The sequence below is a fragment of the Streptococcus sp. HMSC070B10 genome (genome assembly GCF_001808665.1).
Lineage (GTDB): Bacteria > Bacillota > Bacilli > Lactobacillales > Streptococcaceae > Streptococcus.
In genome coordinates this window covers 31,847-51,833 of the sequence record NZ_KV794173.1, presented here as the reverse complement: position 1 = coordinate 51,833, position 19,987 = coordinate 31,847, and the positions used below count along the sequence as shown (strand labels likewise).

Here is a 19,987-nt window from a genome sequence, read left to right as displayed (position 1 = left end):
GCGCGGGTTTTGGTGCGGGTTTTGGTGCAGGTTTTGGTGCAGGCTTCAGCGCAGGTTTTGATACTGGCTTCGGCGCGGGTTTTGGTGCGGGTTTTGGTGCGGGTTTTGTATTCTCTTTTTCAATCTTACCATTTTTAGACGCATCCTTTTCTTGAGCAGATACTTTCTGAGATGAGAAAGGCAACATCCCCATTGTATCTGAAAGAGAAACAAGTGCAAAAGTAGTTGCTGCTAAACTTGTAACCAAAATTTTTTTTGATTTTCTCATAAAAATCTCCTTTAAATTTTTATTATTTACGATTACATTATAACAAAAATATGTATTAATATATACTAAAAGCTATTAATAGATAAAACTCACAATCCTATCACTTGCAACTCATACAATCCTCTCACTGCATTACAGCCATAGATAGCTTCTGCTTGGGCAAAATCTGCCAAGGTCAAAACTTTCTCTTCTGCCTGTCCTATTTCCAGCAAATGTTGACGGTAAATTCCTGGTAAGATTCCCAGTCGGATAGGCGGTGTGTAGAGTTTCCCATCGATTTTCAGAACCAAATTTCCGATAGAGGTTTCAAGAAGTTCTCCTTTTACATTATGATAAATGATCTCTTGCTCTCCTAGGTTCAAATGCGGTCGGTGAGTCGTTTTGAAGTAGGTAAAGGATTGATTCAAATCCGCTTCTTGCAGACAAAGTTTGGCCTGACAAAAGCTTGTACTGAGGGGTGTTAATACTCGGCGTTCGACTTCTATCTCTCCAGACTTGCTGAGAGAAATACGTAAGCGGTAATCTTGATTAGCATCACAAACCTGACACTCCTCCTCTATCTTTTGTTTCAAGTTTTCTGAATCAAATGGAAAGGCAAAATACCGACTAGCTTTTCTCAGCCTTTCTATATGTTGATTCTCAAGCAGCAAGTTCTTCTGGCTGATTTTCCCTGTAGTAATCAGTTGGAAACGAGCTTCTTTACGATAGAGAACAGCTGCCTTTTGATGAACTTCACGGTATTCAGACTCCCAGGTGCTATCCCATGTAATTCCTCCGCCAACTCCATAGATGGCTTTCCCTTGATACAGTTGAATAGTTCGGATAGCAACATTAAAAATCCGGCGCCCACTTGGAAGCAGGAGACCAACGGTTCCACAGTAGACTCCACGCGGTTGTGGTTCCAAGTCCTTTATAATCTCCATAGTCGCAATTTTCGGAGCTCCTGTTATGGAACCACAAGGAAAGAGAGAGCGGAAGATTTCAACAAGGTCAACATCCTCTCGCAACCGACTCTTGATAGTCGAAGTCATCTGCCAGACAGTCGAATATTGCTCCACTTGACACAAACGCTCCACATGCTCACTCCCCACTTCAGAAATACGATTCATATCATTGCGCAAGAGGTCCACAATCATCATATTTTCAGAGCGATTTTTGGGATCCTGTTCTAACCAACTAGCTTGGGCAAGATCTTCTTGGTCAGTCACTCCACGCTGGATCGTTCCCTTCATTGGTCGCGTTGTCAACTCGCGGCCATTTTGCTCAAAAAAGAGCTCTGGACTCATGGAAATCACTGCCATCTCGTCATGTTCAACATAAGCATTGTAACCTGCCTCCTGCTCTACCACCATACGATTGTAGATAGCAAAAGGATTGGCACTTAAGTCTTGTTTTAGTTGTACGGTGTAGTTTACCTGGTAGGTGTCCCCCTGCCGCAAATGATGGTGAATCTGGGCAATCGCCTTTTCATAGTCCGCTGCAGACGTTACTTCCTGCCAGTTTGAAGGCAAATCAACCTCATCATAAGTCAGAGGAATAGGGGATGTTTCTACCCTATCATGAACTGTAAAATATAGCAGGTACTCTGCCAATAAAGGAGCTTTATGAACTGCTAATTTCTCCTCAAAAGCAGGTGCAGCCTCGTAGCTGACATAGCCCACCACATAATAGCCTTGCTCTTGGTAGCTTTCCACTTGTGCCAGCAAATCTGCCACTTCTGCTAAATCTCTCGTTTTTAACTCTTTAATAGGCTGGGTAAAGGTGTATCTCTCCCCCAAAGCCCTAAAATCAATCACTGTTTTTCTATGCATATTTCAAGTATAGCATAAAAAGGCAGATTCAGACAAAGCTGATCTACCTTTTTATTATTTTCTTACTATTGATTATGCTTTAGTGAATAAATCACCAGCAAATCCATCTGATTTTTGCAAGAGTTGTTTGTAAACCTTCCATTTAAGATCTACAGTATTCTTGAAATCATTACCTTGAAGGTCTTTTTCGACCGCTGCATCAAATAAGGTCTGAAGTTGTGCGTAAGTTGAAATCTTTTGACCATCGATTTCAATTTCAACAAAACCTCTTTGGGCTTTTTCGTGTACTTCATGATACCATGCTTTCTTCCATGCTTCTAAGCTTTGGAATTTGCCGTTAGAAACTTTATTAATAATAAAGTCATCACCAAGACCTACATTACCAGCAGCTTTAGATTCTTGCTTGTATTTGTTTGATGCATAACCTAAGAACCCGTCTAGATAACCGAAGTAACCCCACATACGGAAGGTATTATGTTTGAATGAGATTGAACCAACCGCACTCTTACTTGTATTACCACCATAAATACCTGTCATCATATTTACTACAGTATAAGCAGAATCAAATCCTTCAGTACGGTAATGACCATTTCCTGGTAATCCATGTTTCGTTGCAAAGTTTCCATCAACCAGTTGATCAATACTTGTCAGCTTCGTATTCTTTTCGCCATCATTCAAATCACGAACTAAATCCCATTGGTGTGGTTCACCAACTAAGCCATTGCGATCCGCTTTTTCACGATATTTCTTATCGATCTTCTTGAACCACTTATCATTTGTTCCAGTATTTTTCTTGATTACAGACTCAGCTTCTAAGTAATCAAGCATCATCATGGATTCATTGTAATTCTTCATGTAGTGATCGATTTTCTCACGACTATTTAACACATTTGGATTATAGTTGTAAATTTGATTTCCATCATTTTGACGTTCGTAAGCCATGTTTAATCCTAAGGCACCATATTCACCATTTGGATTTGAAACTGATGGTGATTGCAACATACCTTGAGCAAAGGCTTCAACGTCTGTTCCTTCACGGTGACGCCATGTTCCTAAGTAGGCCATACGGTCATTGATGTGAGTTGTTTCGTGAGTGAATGCAGATGTACCAAAATCACTAATCATGCTAGAGATGATGTAATATACGGCCTCTTGTGGTTGTGGATTTTGGAAGATATAAGCGTATGCACCCATTCCATTGTATCCGTGCCACTTATCAGTCGGACCATAGAATTCACGAATTGGAGCAAAATCGCCTTTCTTCGTATGTCCCATACGGTCAACCCATCCCAAACCTGGTACATCATGGTTATCCCAAATTGCAGATGGTACCATATTTTCACTCTTAAGAAGATTATTTCGTACATTATCAGCAGCAAGTCTTGACCAGAAGTCTAAATAATTGATTTGTTCTTGCGCACGTAAATCAACTTGCTTCTTGAACGCTTCACGTTCTTCTGCTGTGTTCTTACCATATTTCTCAAATGAACTAAAGGCAATGGTATTATAGGTCGTAATTAAGATCATATGCGCTTTCTTCAAATTCAGAAGTGGTAAAATATAACGTCCGTGATGCCCATTATTAATTACTTCATATAATTTATGTTTCTTATTAGCGAAATCTGGATTTGATGATTGTTTCTCAACAACATAAGCGTTATCTGCAATGTTATTCTTGAACCAAGTATTCATATCTGTTTCACTAGTGAATAATTCCATGTTGTACTTCAGGAATTCGTGTAAGTTAGCTTTACCAGTAGCACTTGCAAGAGCTCTGTTAAATGCATCGTGTGATTGATCACCTTTTAGGTTGTTACCATTTGATGCGAAGCTGATTAATCTATCAAGTACGTTAACGTTCTTACCGTAGAAATCCGGTTTGAAGGCCATCATATTTTTGATATTTAATCCGTCAAATTTAATTCCATAGTATTGGTTTAAATAAGCCAGAGCTAACATGATTTTAGCTTTGTTATCTTCAACTTTTTTAATCAATGCACGTTTAGCTGCTTCGTCCGTATTTAATTGATGGTCTTCATTTTCAACTAAAGCTTTAACTAAAGCATCAAGATTATCTTTTACTTCTTTGAAGCTTTCTTCCATGTATAACATCTTAGGATTGTTATTAATCTTACGAACTTCATCTGAATCAAGTTCAACAGAAGCTAATTTAGCTTTGATATCGCTGATCAATTGTGTCCTATCTTTAACAACCATATTTGGTGTATATACAATATCACCCAATCCTTCAATACTATATTCACGAACTTGTTGAACCTTAGATTCTTTTTGTGTAATAGCCTTAATTTCTTTCGTCTTATCAGCATAATGAATCATAATATGGTCAGCATCTGATAAGTCGGTCACAAATTGTCCATCTTTCATACCTGTAACAGATAAAACTTCAGTAGTTAGTAATTTAGAATCTGCAGGAATCTTGTTCCCTTGGTTGACAATCCATTCTTTATTGTAGAATGGTTGAAGTTTTTCGATGTTACGATAAGCAAGTTCGCGAGATACGTCATAATCTTGAGTATCTTTATAAGTATCTGTTTTTGGTTTTACGTTATTAAGTGCATCTTCAACAAGAGGTTTAATTTCAAACTTATCAGCTGTAATTCCGAATGATTCTATTTTTTTATTTGCATCTTCTAGGCTGATTTCTTGGATTCGATTACTACGAGAACCGTTAAATGAGTGAGAACCTTCACTCACATCTTTAACAACGTAGTTTCTTTCAATCCAGTTTTTTGTGTAATATCCACCTTCTGCTTCTAAATCTCTAGAACCGTAGAATTCTTCACCGTTTTTGACTTTCATCATTGAAACTGTGTCAGCAACACGCCCCCATGTCCAGTTTTTACTAATGAAACCACCTACATCAACAGGGTTCTTCACATCAATAGTTCCTTTAGTAACAGCGTTACGAACAGAAGCGTATTTATCAATACCATTAGGATCAGAACCGTTATCGGTTCTAGCGACAAGTCCACCAACACGTGCTCTATCTGCAACAATATCAGCATCTACGTATGCATGTTTAATATTACCACGCCAAAGTTCTCCGGCGATACCACCAAGATCCCAACCTTTGTTACCGACACCTGTTAGTTTACCGATGAAAGCAACATTTTTAAGAAATCCACCAGTATCTCCTTTATTTACGATACCAGCAATACCATCTTTACCAAGGATACTACCAGTTACCTTAACATTTTCAACTGTGGCATTTTTAATTACTCTTGATAGTGCGGAAATATTTTCAATCCAAGGCATATTAATATTAACATTACCTAAGTTAATGTTTTTAACTGTACCACCTTCAACGTTATCGAATAACTGACGAGCCATATTATGAATGGTATATTGTTTACCGTCAACACTTGTTAAAGTTCCGCTAAATTTACCAGGTACATATTGTTTATTCGGAGTTGGTACATTTGCTGCATTCAAATCTGCACCAAGTTTAAAGGTACCACTTGGATTAGCTTTCATAGCCGTTACTAGGTCGTTAAAGCTATAATATACATCACCATCGTGTGCTTTTTGTTTTTCAAAATAATGAACATACTCGTTTGCCAATTTAGAAACATCTGTGTGTTGAACTAAATCAGGTGCTTTGGCAGTGACTTTGTATAAAGTTTTTCCGTCTTTTTCTACTTCTTCAATCTTGTCAACAGCCAGTCTTGTAACTTTGTTGTCGTGAGTTGTAACTCGTAGGTAGAGTGGAGCAAGATCAGCTGGTTTTTCTGTCAGCAAACTAGTGTCTGTTTCGTTACCGTCAGCATCCACACTCATCAAGCTTGTTTCTTTGATGTTTTTGATTTCAACTTTTTTGAGGTCAATTCTTAGCGGTTCTTCTTTCAGAACTTCTTCCTCATCACCCTCACCACGGTCATAAACCATCTTCGTTTCAAGTTTATAATCTTTGTAGTACTGTAAGTCTGTCAAAGAAGCTGTTAGATCTTCTGGTGAAACATTCAATGTCTTCACAATCTCATCACCCTTTTTCAGAGTTAAGGTAATAGATTTAATGGCTGTCTTACTTGGATTTTCCAAATTATAACGAATTTGAGATGATCGTTTCAAATCATTAACATCAACAAGTGACAAACTTAAGATTGGTTTTTCAAAGTTTTTAGTTCCTAATTTGACGATACGATCTTGGTCTAACTCCAGAACCTGTTCCACAATTTTAGGTGCTTCTTCAGTTTTTAAACCTTTGATAGTTTTGTAAGTCTTGGTAACTTTTTTCTGCCCATCTTTTCCTTCTTGGACAGTAACTCTTTCACCCTTTTTCAGTTGGTCATCTTCTTTAATAACTTCCTTAAATGGAATCTTTTCAAAACTTTCTTCCACCAGAGTTCCTTCAATTGGTTTTGTTCCACGACTTACCTGTTGGTTTACAGGTTCCTTGGTAACTTCTGTGCTAGTTGAAAGAACTTGGTCCGTTTTAACACCTTCTACTGTTTTATAAGTTGTTTTAGTAACTTGGCTACCTTTTTCACCATTTCGTAGGACAGTTTCTTCGTCCGTATACTTGGTTGGGTCCTCTATCGTTTCAGTTTTGTAGTCTAGGTCTGTAGTCGATGTTTCAACAAGGGTTCCCTCAGTTACTTTGTACTCAGGTAACTGTTCTTGTATAAGGGCTTGGCCAGTTTTACCTTCCTCTTGTGTACCTTTTACTTCGATTGGAGCTTCTGGTAAGGTTGGTTGTGTTAAAGCTTGACCTTCCTTGCCTGCCTCTTGGGTTCCTTTTGCTTCAACTGGAGCCTCTGGTAGTTCTGGTTGTGTTAGAGCTTGACCTTCTTTGCCTGCCTCTTGGGTTCCTTTTGCTTCTACGGGAGCCTTTGGTAAGGTTGGTTGCGTTAAGGCTTGACCTTCTTTGCCTGCCTCTTGCGTTCCTTTAGCTACCTGATGCGTTGGTTCAGCTTGTGGTACTGGAGTTGGGGCAGGTTGCTCTTCTTTCTTAGTTCCGACTGCAATGACTTGCGAAACAGGATTTTGAACCACTTGGTCTTCGATGACTTCTCTAACTTCTTGACCATTAACCATCGATACTTTGGTTACAATGCGACGCTGACCATTTACTCCAGCTGTGACGATACGAGTCTGTCCTTCTGCTAGATTGGTATCTGGGCTTGTGACTGTTTCAAAAGGAATATCTACCAAGCTCTCTTCCAGTCTTGACTGAGGTTTCTCAGAAACTGGTTTTTCTTGAACTACTTCTGTCTTATCAATTTCATTTGCACTTTGCTTTTCTACTGGCAACTGAGGCTTCTCAGCTGAAGCTGGCCTTGATGGATGGAGTTCTGCTTCCTTGAAGTATCCAATGTATTCATAGCCATCAATGTGGATAATCCCTTCAGCCAAACCTTCATGTGTAGAAGCCGAAATAGTTTGGTTATAAGAAAGCAATTCTTTATTTTCAAATGCAAAGGCAGTAAAAGGTACAAAATTGCTGACTCCAATAGAGCTGATTAACAGAACCCCTAGTACTTTACTGCGGTGTTTCTTTGAAACTAATAGAACCGCTAGCGAGGCTGTTGCCAAGCCAAGACCTGCTAGAGCGACTTCCTTACTTCCTGTGTAAGGAAGTTGTTGACTGGTAGTCGCCTTCTTGCGATAAACTACATAAATAATATCTTCATCTTGAAATTCTGTTGGAACCTCATGATGAATCAGAGCTTTTTCAGACTCGGTCAATTCCTGTTCGGCAAGATAGCGATAATGAACAGTATTTGCTTGCCCCACTTCATTTGCTTGTACCTTGTCTACTGAAAGGGTACTAGCACCAAAAAGGAAGGCCCCAATGGCTACAGGACCTACCCCAACAGTTAGCTTACGAATCGAATATTTGGTAATCTTTTCTAGTTGTTGTTTTGTTTTTCTCATTTTCACGACTTTCTAATAGAATCTTGTGGATAATGCGCACGCGCACCTCCAATTAATTTTGGACGGCTAGCAAGAGCCGTTACATGGGCATGACCAATTTCTCTCAAAAGAGGGCGAATCGGAACCTGAACATGCTTGACATGCATACCAATTGCAGTGTCTCCGATATCCAATCCAGCATGAGCCTTGATAAATTCAACCTCAACTGGATCTTGCATAAACTTGAAGGCTGCCAACTGACCTGAACCTCCTGCATGGAGAGTAGGAAGGACACTGACGATTTCCAGACCAAACTGCTCTGCAACCTGACGTTCAACAACGAGGGCCCGATTGACATGTTCACAACCTTGAACGGCTAGATGAATTCCTTTTTCCTCTAGGATGTCTAGAATGGTCTTCACAATGATTTCCCCAATTTCTTGGCTGGATTCCTTGCCAATCTGACCACCTATCACCTCACTAGAAGAAAGGCCCAAAACAAAGATGGATCCTTGCTTCAAATTGGCCTTTTCTAATACATCTTTTACAATCTGACTTGTTTCTCTTTGAATGTCTTTTTCCTTCATACTTGATACCTCTTTTGTCATTATCTATCATATCGTTTTTTCTACGTTTTAGCAAGATAGACAACTTAGAAAGCTTGCCCAATTACGCATAAAACTCCCAGAATTGACTGGGAGTTAACTAGTTTCTATTCTATTTATGTATATTTCAACTGTCGTACCTTTTGAGGGAATAGAATCAATCTTCATTTGGTAATCTTCTCCAAAGTGAAGTTTGAGCCGTTGATCAACATTTTGAAGACCAACTCCCCCACGTTTGAGTTGACTTTGACTACTATCGCTAGCATCTTGGAAACCAACCCCATCATCCTCAATGCGGATGACCAATCCTGAATCCTGTTTCTGAACAGAAACTTTAATATGACCCTGACCTTCTTTTTCCTTGATGCCATGGTAAAGAGCATTTTCTACCAAGGGTTGTAGAACCAACTTGGGCAAAACTAGCTGATCAAAGGCAGGATTTTCATCAATTTCGTATTCCAGCTTATCCCCATAGCGTTGTTTCTGGATAAAGAGATACTGGCGGACATGATTGATTTCGTCAGACAGGCAAATCAAATCCCTGCCTTGATTGAGCGCCAAACGGAAGTAGGTAGCCAAGGACTTGGTCACCTGAACCACTCGCTGACTGTCCTGAAATTCAGCCATCCAGATGATAGTGTCCAAGGTATTATAGAGGAAATGCGGATTAATCTGGCTTGACAAGGCTTGAAGTTGGTACTGACGGGTCGTTTCTTCCTGGATACGAATATCTATCATCAACTGATCAATCTGATCCAACATGGCATTGAACTGATGAGACACTTCTCTCAGTTCATAGGCACCAGCTTCCTTGGCACGAAGATTCTGATTACCAGAAGCAATCTCCAGCATGGTTTCTCTCAAGTCATTCAGAGGAGCAATCCAGCGTTTAAGACTAAGCCACACCAAGAAGAGACAGGCAAGAAGAGAGGTGACACTAGCACCAAGCAAGGTCCACAAAAGTTGACTCCGAACCTGGTCTAACTTCTCCAACGAAGACACGCCAAGCACCGTCCAATCAGTTCCAGCAATCTTTTCTTGACTGACGTAGGATTTGTGATCTGGAGTATAGCCCTGCCCTGTCTCAATATAGGGTTTCATGGCCTCCATTTCGCTAGACGAACTATAAACTGTGTGTTGAGGATGATAAACAAATTCATGATTTTCATTGATGATAAAGGCAAAGCCCTGCTGACCCAACTGAAGTTGGTTAAGATAGGCTTCCAGAGTTTCGTAAGAAATATCCAAACGAAGAACGCCCAGATTAGCTCCCTTTGCATCAACAAGTTCTTGAGTGACAGAAATGACCCACTGACTATCTGATTTACGAGCTGGTGTCAAAACGGGCTTAGCTCCCTGATGAATAGCCTTTTGGTACCAATCCTCAGTCATCATATCTGAGGAAGTTTTCATCTGCACACTATCATCCGTAGAAATGACCTGACCAGATTTGGTTACCAGTACAACAGCTTTCAAGTCCTGGTCTGCCTTCAAAATGGTCAAAAATAGATCTCGAATTCCCTTGACCTTGTCTTGATTGGGGTTCTCAGCATAAGCTAGGACGTCCGCCTGCTGGGTCAAGCTAGTCGAGGTGGTTTCTAATTTTTTGATATAAGAATGGATAAAGTGACTAGTCTGGCTGATAGTCGTTTGGCTATTGCCTTCAATGGTAGCCTCAATGGCTGATGAACTAGATTGATAGTAGAAAGTCCCAACCAGAGCTAGGAGAATGAGAAAGACCAGAAAGATAGAAATAACCATTCTAACTAGGAGTGAAGAACGCTTCATCGACCTTCCCCCTTCTTAAACTGACGAGGTGTCACACCTGCAATCTGTTTAAAACGTTGGGTAAAGTAGTTCATATCTTCAAAACCAACCTTCTCTGCAATCTCGTAAATTTTCAGATCCGTAGTTAAAAGCAAGAGCTTGGCCTGTTTGACACGTTCTCGCACCAGATAATCCTGAAAAGGCAGTCCCAACTCTTTCTTAATCAAAGAACTCAGATAAGTCGGACTAAAGCCCAAGTCACTGGCCAAGCTCTTTAAACTAAACTGGCTGTCAGCTAGATGGGACTGAATCTTCTGGGCTATGTTTCCTTCAAACTTATCGATCAATAAATCTTGTAACTGCTCTTCCTTTTCTTCCTTATCCAACTTTTGCTTGATTTTCCCCAACATTTCCTCAATATCCTGACGAGAAAAGGGCTTGAGCAGGTAGTCATCCACACCTAGTTTGACAGCAGACAAAGCATAATCAAAATCATCGTAGCCTGTTAAAAAGACCAAATGAACCTGAGGATAGGTTTCTCGGACCAGACTGGCCAACTGGATGCCATTTAGCTGAGGCATGTTGATATCAGTTAAAATGATATCTGGCACCTGCTTTTGAATCAATTCCCAAGCCTGCCTTCCATTTTCAGCCTGACCGATGATTTCCATATCGTAGGCTGCTACATTGACCAGCTTGGTCAAACCTTGTCTTACCAGATATTCATCTTCTACGATTAAGATTGTATAGGTCATGCTCGGCTCCTTTGTCACTTACTAGTATCAGTATAGCAAAATTCTCCTCTAACTGCTTAGGAAAGCCCTCTTAATCGACATAATCTAGTAAATAAGCGTAACCTTTTTCTTCCATTTGATCTTTGGGAATAAAGCGGATAGAGAGACTATTGATACAGTAGCGTAAGCCACCCTTGTCCTGTGGGCCGTCCGTAAAGACATGGCCAAGGTGAGAATCTCCAACTCGGCTCCGCACTTCCATGCGTGTCATATTGTAAGACTTATCTTCCTTGTAGGTAGCAACATCTGGACTGATGGGTTGGGTAAAACTAGGCCAGCCACAACCAGACTCAAACTTATCCTTTGATGAAAAGAGGGGTTCGCCAGTTGCCACATCCACATAGATACCAGATTCAAATTTATCCCAGTAGCGGTTTGAGAAAGCCCGTTCTGTTTGATTTTTCTGGGTAACTGCATACTCCTCAGGTGACAGGGTCTTTTTCAATTCTTCATCGCTTGGTTTAGGATATTTGCTGGCATCAATGACGGGATAGGCTGCCTGATTGACATTGATATGGCAGTAGCCATTTGGATTTTTCTTGAGATAGTCTTGGTGATAATCCTCTGCCACCACAAAATTCTTCAAGGCCTCCTTTTCAACTGCCAGAGGTTGGTCGTATTTCTGAGCCACCTCATCAAAGACTTGGTTAATCACCTCTAAATCCTTGTCATCTGTGTAATAAACACCGGTACGATACTGGGTACCCACGTCATTTCCTTGTTTATTTTTGCTGGTTGGATTGATAATGCGGAAGTAATGAAGCAGGATTTCCTTGAGGGAAATTTGCTTGGCATCATAGGTGACATGAACGGTTTCCGCATGTCCAGTTTGGTTAATCAATTCGTACTTGGTTGTTTCCCCTCTACCGTTTGCATAGCCTGAAACGGCATCTGTCACTCCAGGAACGCGTGAGAAGTATTCCTCCACTCCCCAGAAACAACCTCCAGCTAGATAAATTTCGTGCAAGTCTGCATCTTTACTCACTTCTGTTTTTTTCACTGTTTTTCCTCCTTGGCTAACTAATGCTTTCTCAATTTGCGAGCTATCTGTCTGCCCTACATTTCGCATCAATAGAAAATAGAAACCGGTTATGGCTAGGAAAAAGATTCCTGCCAAAACAAACAATTTTACTTTATCATTCATGATCTTTCTCTACCCCATTTCTTTCAATGTTTTTAAAATCATATCCTTATCCATAAAACCTGGTTGTGTTTTGACCAGCTTGCCTTCCTTGTCTATAAAGGCTTGAGTTGGGTAAGAACGGACACCATAACTTTCCAAAAGTTTGCCTGACGGATCAATTAGAACTGGGAAATTTTTATAATCCAAGCCCTTGTACCAGTTCTTAAAGTCTGCTTCAGCTTGTTCACCCTTGTGTCCAGGTGACACTACTGTCAAGACAACATAATCATCACCAGCATCCTTAGCGATTTCATCCGTATCTGGAAGACTAGCTAGACAGATGGAACACCAAGAAGCCCAGAATTTGAGATAGACTTTCTTGCCCTTGTAATCAGACAAGCGGTATGTCTTGCCATCTACTCCCGTCAGTTCAAAATCAGCAACCGCCTGACCTTTAGTAGCAGTTTGTGAACTGACTTGTTCTGTTTTTGTTTGCTCCTTCATAGTAGATTCGTCTGACATATTTTTAGCCGAACAGGCTGCCAAGCAACAGATTGAGCCGACTCCAAGGAGACATGTTTGCCATTTTTTCATTTCTTTTTCCTCTCTATTCAAATAATGTAGTCAAAATGGAAGCATTTCCCAAAAGAACCAAAATTCCCATCACGATAATGAGGAAGCCACCTACTTTTTTGATAGTTCCAAGGTAGGGATGAAGTTTTCGGAAATGTTTCAAAACATAGCTGGAGGCTAGAGCTAAAACCAAAAATGGTAGTGCCAAGCCCAGCGTGTAAACCAACATGAGAGTAGCCCCCTGCCAAGCACCTGAGCCACCTGAAGCCGCCAAGGCTAAAACAGAGCCCAGAACCGGTCCCACACAAGGCGTCCAAGCAAAGCTAAAGGTCAACCCTAGTAAAAATGCCTGACTATAACCGTTCCCCTTTTGTCTTTCTCTCTTTAATTGTAGCCTTCTTTCCTTGTAGAGACCCTGAAAATGTAAGACTTCCATCTGGTGCAAGCCCAAGAGAATGATAACCGCACCCGTCACATACTGAAACCAAGAGGCATACAGCAAATTGCCTAAAAAACCAGCTCCATAACCCAGTAAAATAAAAATAAAGGAAATCCCCGCTATAAAAGCCAAAGTTCTCAATAAACTAACAACTGAGATTGAAAATTTGCCGCTAGAAGCCTGAGCACCATCTTTATCATCCAGTAAGACCCCTGCATAGACTGGCAACAAGGGTAAGATACAAGGAGAAAAGAAGGAAAGAATTCCAGCAAGAAAAACACTGATAAAAAAGATAATATTATCCATTGCCTTCCTCCATTCTTTGATTTGATAGGACTATTATAGCTCCAAAAATCAAGAAAAAATAGGGACAATGATAGGGTAAAATAGGAATTTAATCAGGTTATGTAAAAAATATTGCAAAAAAAGCCAGACAAGGTCTGACTTTGATGGAAACTGAAAAGAAACTTCACTAGTCTTCCCTACTTATCTGATAATAAATAAGGTCCGCAAGATAGCCTTTTCTCTCTACACCATTGGTAATAGTCTTTAGATAGGACATTCCAGCCTTCTCCATGACACGACCTGAAACTGGATTGAGACTAGCATATCGTGCTCTGACATCTTGAAAACCTGCTTGAGTAAAACAGAAATCCAAGACAGCTTTCAAGGACTCCGTCATTATACCATGACCCCAGTATTTCTTGCCTAACACATAACCAATTTCACAAGAAGAATCGTTCTCATCTATTGCAACGATGCTGATATCTCCTATCACCTGCTCTGGCTTTTCTTTGAGACAAATGGCCCATTTGTAATAGTTGGGATTTGTATAAGAGGCAACCCAATTACGAATGGAATTTCGAGTCACATCGACATCAGAATGGGGATCCCAAGTGACATAGGTCAGATTCTCAGCGGATGAAGCCCAATTCTGAAACATGGCTTCTGCATCACTTTCCACAAATCTTCTTAAAATCAAACGTTCTGTCTGTAATGTTTGTGTACCGATAGATTTCACGAAACTACCTCGCTTTCTGATAGATGATTCTATGTCCAATCTCCATTTATATTTGCTTTGCTTTTGAATTTCAAGGTAATAAGCTAAAAAGGTCCACTGGACCTTCTCTCACTTTCTTATTTCTAGGCTTAGGGTAAAAAGACTAAACTCAGTAACAGCTAGAAAACGAGTTTTTCATCTAATCCCTTGACGCAGTCGCTGTCTGGTTTGAAATGCGCTCTAGCAAGCTTTTTCAAACCTAGTCATCGTTGCGGGGCGGGGGTGAGACTACGAAATCGAACTCTTCGAGTTACCGGACCTTCCTCGTTTTCTTATTTCTAGACTCGGGCTTCAAGGTCCCCCGGACCTTCCTCGCTTACCTGTTTCCATGCTCGGGGTAAAAACCTCCACTGGAGGTTATTCTTGCTCTCGAGTTTCAGGGCAAGAAGCTAAAAAGGTCCCCCGGACCTTCCTCGCTTTCTCATTTCTAGGCTCAGGGTAAAAAGGTCCACAGGACCTTTTTACTCCCAAAAGTCATCAAATACGGTGATGGGTAGGTGGCGTTTGTGTTGGCCTTTGTGCCACCAGTTTTCGATTGTTGCTTGAGCTTCTGGGCTGATTGTTTTGCCTTCTAGGTAGTCGTCAATCTCTGCATAGGTGACTCCAAGTGCGACTTCGTCAGCCAGACCTGGTTTATCTTCTTCAAGGTCTGCAGTTGGGATTTTTTCATAAAGGGCTGGATCTGCACCAAGTTCCTTCAAGAGTTGTTTTCCTTGACACTTATTGAGGCGGTAAAGAGGGAGAATATCCGCACCACCGTCACCAAACTTGGTAAAAAAGCCTGTGATATTTTCCGCAGCATGATCTGTTCCAATGACCGCTCCGCTATGGGCACCAGCAAGGGCATACTGAGCAATCATACGGCAACGAGCCTTGATATTGCCCTTGTTAAAATCTGAAACAGGACTACCTGTCGCTTCAACTGCAGCTGTCATAGCGTCAGCTGATTCCTTGATATTCACAACCAAGCTGACATCTGGCTGGATAAAGGCTAGGGCTTTTTGAGCATCTGCTTCATCAGCTTGCACTCCGTATGGCAAGCGGACAGCGATAAATTTGTAGCTGTCATCTCCCGTTTCTGCTCGCAGTTCTTCCATAGCTAATTGAGCCAAGCGACCTGCTAAGGTTGAGTCTTGCCCCCCAGAAATCCCTAGTACAAAGGTTTTTAGGAAGGGATGTTTTTTCAGATATCTTTTTAAAAAATCAATGGAACGACGGATTTCTTCCTGGGCATCAATCACTGGTTTGACACCCAGCTCTTGGATAATCGTTTCTTGCAAACTCATTCTTCTTCTCCTTCACCAAGGGCTTCCTTGCGCATTTTGTCAATCAAGTCCATCTTGTCTTGCCATACATCACGCGCCAAATCCACTGGATAATGCTGCGGATTGAGCACACGCTTATACTCATCCCAAAGCTTGTCAAATTCCTTACGAGCATAATCCTGAATCTCAGTCAAACTAGGCAGGTTGTAAATCAATTTTCCGTCTTTGAAGATATCCACCAAGAGAGGAACGGCATCAAAATTACGAACGGTCTTCTTGATGTAGGTATAAGTCGGATGGAACATCTTGATTTCCGTCATGTCACTCACATCCACACCGTCATAAGTGATATAATCGCCTTCTGACTTGCCTTTTTCACGACTGGTAATACGCCACACCTGCTTCTTACCTGGCGTAGACACTTTTTCCGCATTATTAGACAGCTTGATCGTATTGCGCATGTTCCCATTTTCATCTTCAATGGCCACAATCTTATAAACTGCACCAAGAGCTGGCTGGTCATAGGCTGTAATCAGCTTAGTTCCCACACCCCAGACATCAATCTTGGCCTTTTGCATCTTGAGGTTGAGGATGGTATTTTCATCTAGATCATTAGAAGCATAAATCTTAGCATCTGTAAATCCAGCCTCGTCCAGTTGCTGACGAACTTTCTTGGAAATGTAGGCAATATCCCCAGAGTCAATCCGCACACCCATAAAGTTAATCTGGTCACCCAGCTCACGCGCCACCTGAATGGCAGCTGGTACACCGATGCGAAGGGTATCATAGGTATCCACAAGAAAGACACAATTTTTGTGGGTCGCAGCGTAAGCCTTGAAAGCTTCATAGTCATTGCCATAAACCTGCACCAAGGAATGGGCGTGAGTCCCCAAGACAGGAATATCAAAGAGTTTACCAGCACGCACATTGCTGGTTCCATTGGCACCACCAATCACCGCTGCGCGTGTTCCCCAGATGGCCGCATCCATCTCTTGAGCCCGACGTGTCCCAAACTCCATCAAGGGTTCATCTTCAATAACCGAGCGAATACGTGCTGCCTTAGTTGCCACCAATGTCTGGTAGTTGACGATGTTCAAAAGAGCCGTTTCGACCAATTGACATTGGGCTAGAGGGCCTTCCACCTGCACAATCGGTTCATTGGCAAAGACCAAGTCCCCTTCTTGAGCAGAACGAACGGTCAACTCCAACTTGAAATTGCGGAGATAGTCCAAGAACGCCCCATGATAACCAAGCGACTCCAAATAGGCAATATCACTATCTGAAAAACGCAGGTCTTCAAGATAACTCACAATTCTTTCCAAACCTGCAAAAACCGCATAGCCATTCTTAAAAGGCTGCTGGCGGAAATAAACCTCAAAGACCGCCTTTTTATTGTGAATTCCTTGGTCAAAGTAAACCTGCATCATGTTAATCTGGTACAAGTCCGTGTGCAATGTCAAACTATCATCTGGATACATACTTTTCCTACTTCCTTAACTAGAAACCAATGAAAAATTTCAAGAACTTTCATGTGTTCCAATAAATTAGTACTATTATAACACATTTTAGCTGGATTGAGAAAAGAGTAACAAGCTATTCACCACTCTCCAGTTCATCCATATCTTGCTTAAATTTTTTCTGAGCCCATTCGCCATAACTCTTCAAACCGAGATTGCCGATAAAGACCCAAGGAAGGTAAATGACATAAGTAATGACCCAAGCAGACAGGTATTTAACATTCAAAGGATTGTGCTGATAAATTTCTATATTGAATTGATAATTCTGCAACATCAATAGAGTTGTAATCGCCAAGGTTAGGAAAAAACAACCCAAAATCGTAAAATGAAAACGACTATAGTAGGTCACTCCCAGATAACGGGCACGATTGAAAAAAAACAAAATCCCTACTATCAGAGTATAGACTAGAAAATTCGGATTAAAAAGAGAGGGAGCTAATACAGCCACCAAATAGCTTAGAAGCACAAGCCCAATGAAGAGGGTAAAGGATTCCGCCCCAGCTTTATTGATTAATTGTTCTTCTCTTTCGTCAAGTAATTGATAATGAATGAATTTAGTTAACATCTTCTTCCTCCCAAAATAGTTGGTCTAGTGTTTTCCCTAAACATCTGCAAATGGACTGGCAGAGCGAGAGACTGGGATTATATTTTCCAGCCTCTATCAAACCAATAGTCTGGCGTGTCACACCAACAGCCTCTGCCAGTTGACCTTGTGTTAAATCAAGCTCTACACGAGCTAATTTTAATTTTAAATTTTTAGCCACCTGCATCCTCCTTATAGTTTTAATACTCATCTACTCTTAAAAAATCCAAAACCAACACAAGCTGTCAGCTATTTATTATAACCTCATTAATTAGCACTCCAATATTATCTTCAGCCTAAAATCAGTATGTTGGATTGTTTGAAATAAACTTCCTAGTTTGCTATTTGATTTTTTGTTTAGTATTAGCTTTAGTAGGGTCTTTTAAACGAGTTTTGATTGATTGTATTTCTTATTTTGTTGATTTCATATCACTATTATATAATGCTTTTGGAAATGAGTCTAGCATAAGACAAAAACGTGTACACTGCAAGAGCAAGGGCATAGCAAGATGACTGATTTTTTTACTAGATTTTAAGTCTGCAAAATAATACTAAACGAAACTAAAATGAATACTCCTTGCTTTTCTTAAGAGTGAAAAAATACAATAAAATGATTGTAGTGATTACCACAAGATACTGACTAATAGACATCGTATTTGAAGCAACAAATACAGGTAAGGAATAAAAAGGAAGAAGTTCAATTGCTTTGATAAACAAATCATTACTAGTATTCATCATAATCGTATTTAATATATTAGGGATAAATAGTAGTAAAGCTACTAAAATACCAAATACCAAGCCACTTTTCAATTTGTATAAATAGAAAGTGTAAGATAATAGAAAATAAAATAGGACTAACAAAATTGTATTGACTACAATGGCTACTATAAAATCTAATCCTAAATCACCTGGAACACCCAATTTACTTACGATGACTAGTAGCACAATGCCATTCAAAGCATAAATAATGGAAACTGAGATGGCATATAGAAAATTAGACAAGACGTAAATCATCCGATTCTTCTGTTGATTATAAAACAAACTTATCGTATTGTGGGAAAAATCTCTACTAATGACTCGATTAGCATGTATAACAGCCATTAACATACCGAGCATAGCATAAAAGTTTGAAATATGCTTAATACCAAGCGATGTCCCTTGAGTCTTTAGAATAAAGAATGTAACCAATATCGGCGGTATAAACGAGATAATCAAACCGAGATATATTACGCCTGATGAATATAAATCCCTTATATTTTCCTTAAGAAAATTCAATTTATTTAATTTCATGATTATAACCTTCCTTTATTTTGAACGATTTAGATAAATATCTTTAATCGTCTCTTTTTTAGTTTCAAAATCAACTACTTTAATAGAGTTTTCGTTAAAAAATTTAAAAAGCTCACTACTTTGAATATTCCCAGACATAGTAATTCTCAGTCCCTCTTCCTGAACAATATCTCCAAATTCTTGTTTGGTAATGAAAATGTCTCTATCTGTAGCTGATGAAAAAGCTATCTCAAACAAGCAATTATGACTATCTTTTCCTACTTTTTGGAATGTCAAAAGCCCGTTCTCCAAGAAAAGGACCCTCTCACAAATTTCTTCAATATCTTCTAATTTATGACTCGATATTAAAATTCCCACGTTTTCATGTAAAGCTAAATTTTTTAGAACCGCTAAAACTATTTGTGACGATTCAATATCTAAACCATTAGTCGGCTCATCTAAAATTAACACATCAGGTTCTGTAACGAGGGTTAAAAGTAAAGCTAATTTTTGTTTTGTACCCAAAGAATAGGTCTTTACTTTTTTATTAATAGACTGAGTCAAATCTAACTCTTGAATCAAACTTCCAAATCTTTCTTGATTGTAGTCAACATCATATAAATTTGACAAATACTTTAAATTCTCTAAACCTGTTTTAGATAAAAATAATTTTGGTTCTTCGATTAAATACCCAACATTATCACTACTTATAATATTCCCTGAAGTCGGTTGATTATTCTGAACAAGAATTTTCATCAATGTACTCTTGCCAACTCCGTTTCTCCCTACTAGACCAACAATTTCACCCTTATTAAGTTCAAAATTTATATCTTTGAGAATGATTGAATGACCATAATTTTTACTTACATTTATAACTTCCATTTTTTATTCCTCCATTAATATTCTCGGTTTTCTCTTTGATTCTCATTAATTTTAAAAAGTTGCGCCTCTTTTTAACAACATTATATCATATATCTAACTTAATGCAATATATAAATGTCATTTTGTAAAATTTTATTAACAAAAAAGTCTCTACCAT

Annotated in this window: 15 protein-coding genes and 1 pseudogene; all 16 read right to left on the bottom strand. The window is 39.7% G+C overall.

Annotated features, from left to right (window positions below):
- Nucleotides 1–268, bottom strand: a pseudogene (locus HMPREF2613_RS05225) (N-acetylmuramoyl-L-alanine amidase family protein); the annotation flags it as partial.
- A gap of 89 nt (nucleotides 269–357) precedes the next feature.
- Nucleotides 358–2,079 (bottom strand): aminodeoxychorismate synthase component I, encoded by a 1,722-nt coding sequence (gene pabB / locus HMPREF2613_RS05220; protein WP_070479470.1) that lies wholly within the window; start codon nucleotides 2,077–2,079, stop codon nucleotides 358–360.
- Nucleotides 2,080–2,151: 72 nt separating this feature from the next.
- Nucleotides 2,152–7,974 (bottom strand): ZmpA/ZmpB/ZmpC family metallo-endopeptidase, encoded by a 5,823-nt coding sequence (locus tag HMPREF2613_RS05215; RefSeq protein ID WP_070479468.1) that lies wholly within the window; start codon nucleotides 7,972–7,974, stop codon nucleotides 2,152–2,154.
- A gap of 2 nt (nucleotides 7,975–7,976) precedes the next feature.
- Entirely contained in the window at nucleotides 7,977–8,540 is a 564-nt protein-coding gene (locus HMPREF2613_RS05210; RefSeq protein ID WP_000659517.1) for a TIGR01440 family protein, read from the bottom strand.
- Nucleotides 8,541–8,654: 114 nt separating this feature from the next.
- The gene (locus HMPREF2613_RS05205; RefSeq protein ID WP_049493223.1) at nucleotides 8,655–10,346 is read right to left on the bottom strand and encodes a cache domain-containing sensor histidine kinase; all 1,692 of its coding nucleotides are present in this window, start codon (nucleotides 10,344–10,346) and stop codon (nucleotides 8,655–8,657) included.
- Nucleotides 10,343–11,080, bottom strand: coding sequence for a response regulator transcription factor (locus HMPREF2613_RS05200; RefSeq protein ID WP_070479466.1), 738 nt, complete (start codon nucleotides 11,078–11,080; stop codon nucleotides 10,343–10,345). The genes HMPREF2613_RS05205 and HMPREF2613_RS05200 overlap by 4 nt, the downstream gene beginning before the upstream one ends.
- 70 nt (nucleotides 11,081–11,150) lie before the next feature.
- Nucleotides 11,151–12,263 carry a peptide-methionine (R)-S-oxide reductase MsrB gene (gene msrB, locus HMPREF2613_RS05195; RefSeq protein ID WP_049493228.1) on the bottom strand — a complete coding sequence of 371 codons (1,113 nt, stop codon included), beginning with the start codon at nucleotides 12,261–12,263 and terminating at the stop codon, nucleotides 11,151–11,153.
- Between the two features lie 9 nt (nucleotides 12,264–12,272).
- Nucleotides 12,273–12,836 (bottom strand): redoxin family protein, encoded by a 564-nt coding sequence (locus HMPREF2613_RS05190; protein WP_000759264.1) that lies wholly within the window; start codon nucleotides 12,834–12,836, stop codon nucleotides 12,273–12,275.
- A 13-nt stretch (nucleotides 12,837–12,849) separates the two neighbouring features.
- The gene (gene ccdA2, locus HMPREF2613_RS05185; protein WP_070479464.1) at nucleotides 12,850–13,560 is read right to left on the bottom strand and encodes a thiol-disulfide oxidoreductase-associated membrane protein CcdA2; all 711 of its coding nucleotides are present in this window, start codon (nucleotides 13,558–13,560) and stop codon (nucleotides 12,850–12,852) included.
- 166 nt (nucleotides 13,561–13,726) lie between these two features.
- Nucleotides 13,727–14,275: a GNAT family N-acetyltransferase gene (locus tag HMPREF2613_RS05180; protein WP_070479461.1), complete on the bottom strand. Its 549-nt coding sequence runs from the start codon at nucleotides 14,273–14,275 to the stop codon at nucleotides 13,727–13,729.
- A gap of 500 nt (nucleotides 14,276–14,775) precedes the next feature.
- Nucleotides 14,776–15,600: an ammonia-dependent NAD(+) synthetase gene (gene nadE, locus HMPREF2613_RS05175; RefSeq protein ID WP_070479459.1), complete on the bottom strand. Its 825-nt coding sequence runs from the start codon at nucleotides 15,598–15,600 to the stop codon at nucleotides 14,776–14,778.
- The gene (locus HMPREF2613_RS05170; RefSeq protein WP_070479456.1) at nucleotides 15,597–17,057 is read right to left on the bottom strand and encodes a nicotinate phosphoribosyltransferase; all 1,461 of its coding nucleotides are present in this window, start codon (nucleotides 17,055–17,057) and stop codon (nucleotides 15,597–15,599) included. Before HMPREF2613_RS05170 ends, nadE begins: the two co-directional genes overlap by 4 nt.
- Nucleotides 17,058–17,172: 115 nt before the next feature.
- Complete coding sequence (locus HMPREF2613_RS05165; protein ID WP_070479454.1) at nucleotides 17,173–17,661, bottom strand: DUF6773 family protein; 489 nt, start codon at nucleotides 17,659–17,661, stop codon at nucleotides 17,173–17,175.
- Nucleotides 17,651–17,860, bottom strand: coding sequence for a helix-turn-helix transcriptional regulator (locus HMPREF2613_RS05160; protein ID WP_070479483.1), 210 nt, complete (start codon nucleotides 17,858–17,860; stop codon nucleotides 17,651–17,653). Before HMPREF2613_RS05160 ends, HMPREF2613_RS05165 begins: the two co-directional genes overlap by 11 nt.
- Nucleotides 17,861–18,240: 380 nt before the next feature.
- On the bottom strand, nucleotides 18,241–18,969 hold the full coding sequence (locus HMPREF2613_RS05155; protein WP_070479452.1) for a hypothetical protein: 729 nt from the start codon (nucleotides 18,967–18,969) through the stop codon (nucleotides 18,241–18,243).
- Nucleotides 18,970–18,984: 15 nt separating this feature from the next.
- Nucleotides 18,985–19,830, bottom strand: coding sequence for an ABC transporter ATP-binding protein (locus HMPREF2613_RS05150; RefSeq protein WP_083279223.1), 846 nt, complete (start codon nucleotides 19,828–19,830; stop codon nucleotides 18,985–18,987).
- Nucleotides 19,831–19,987 lie beyond the last annotated feature (157 nt).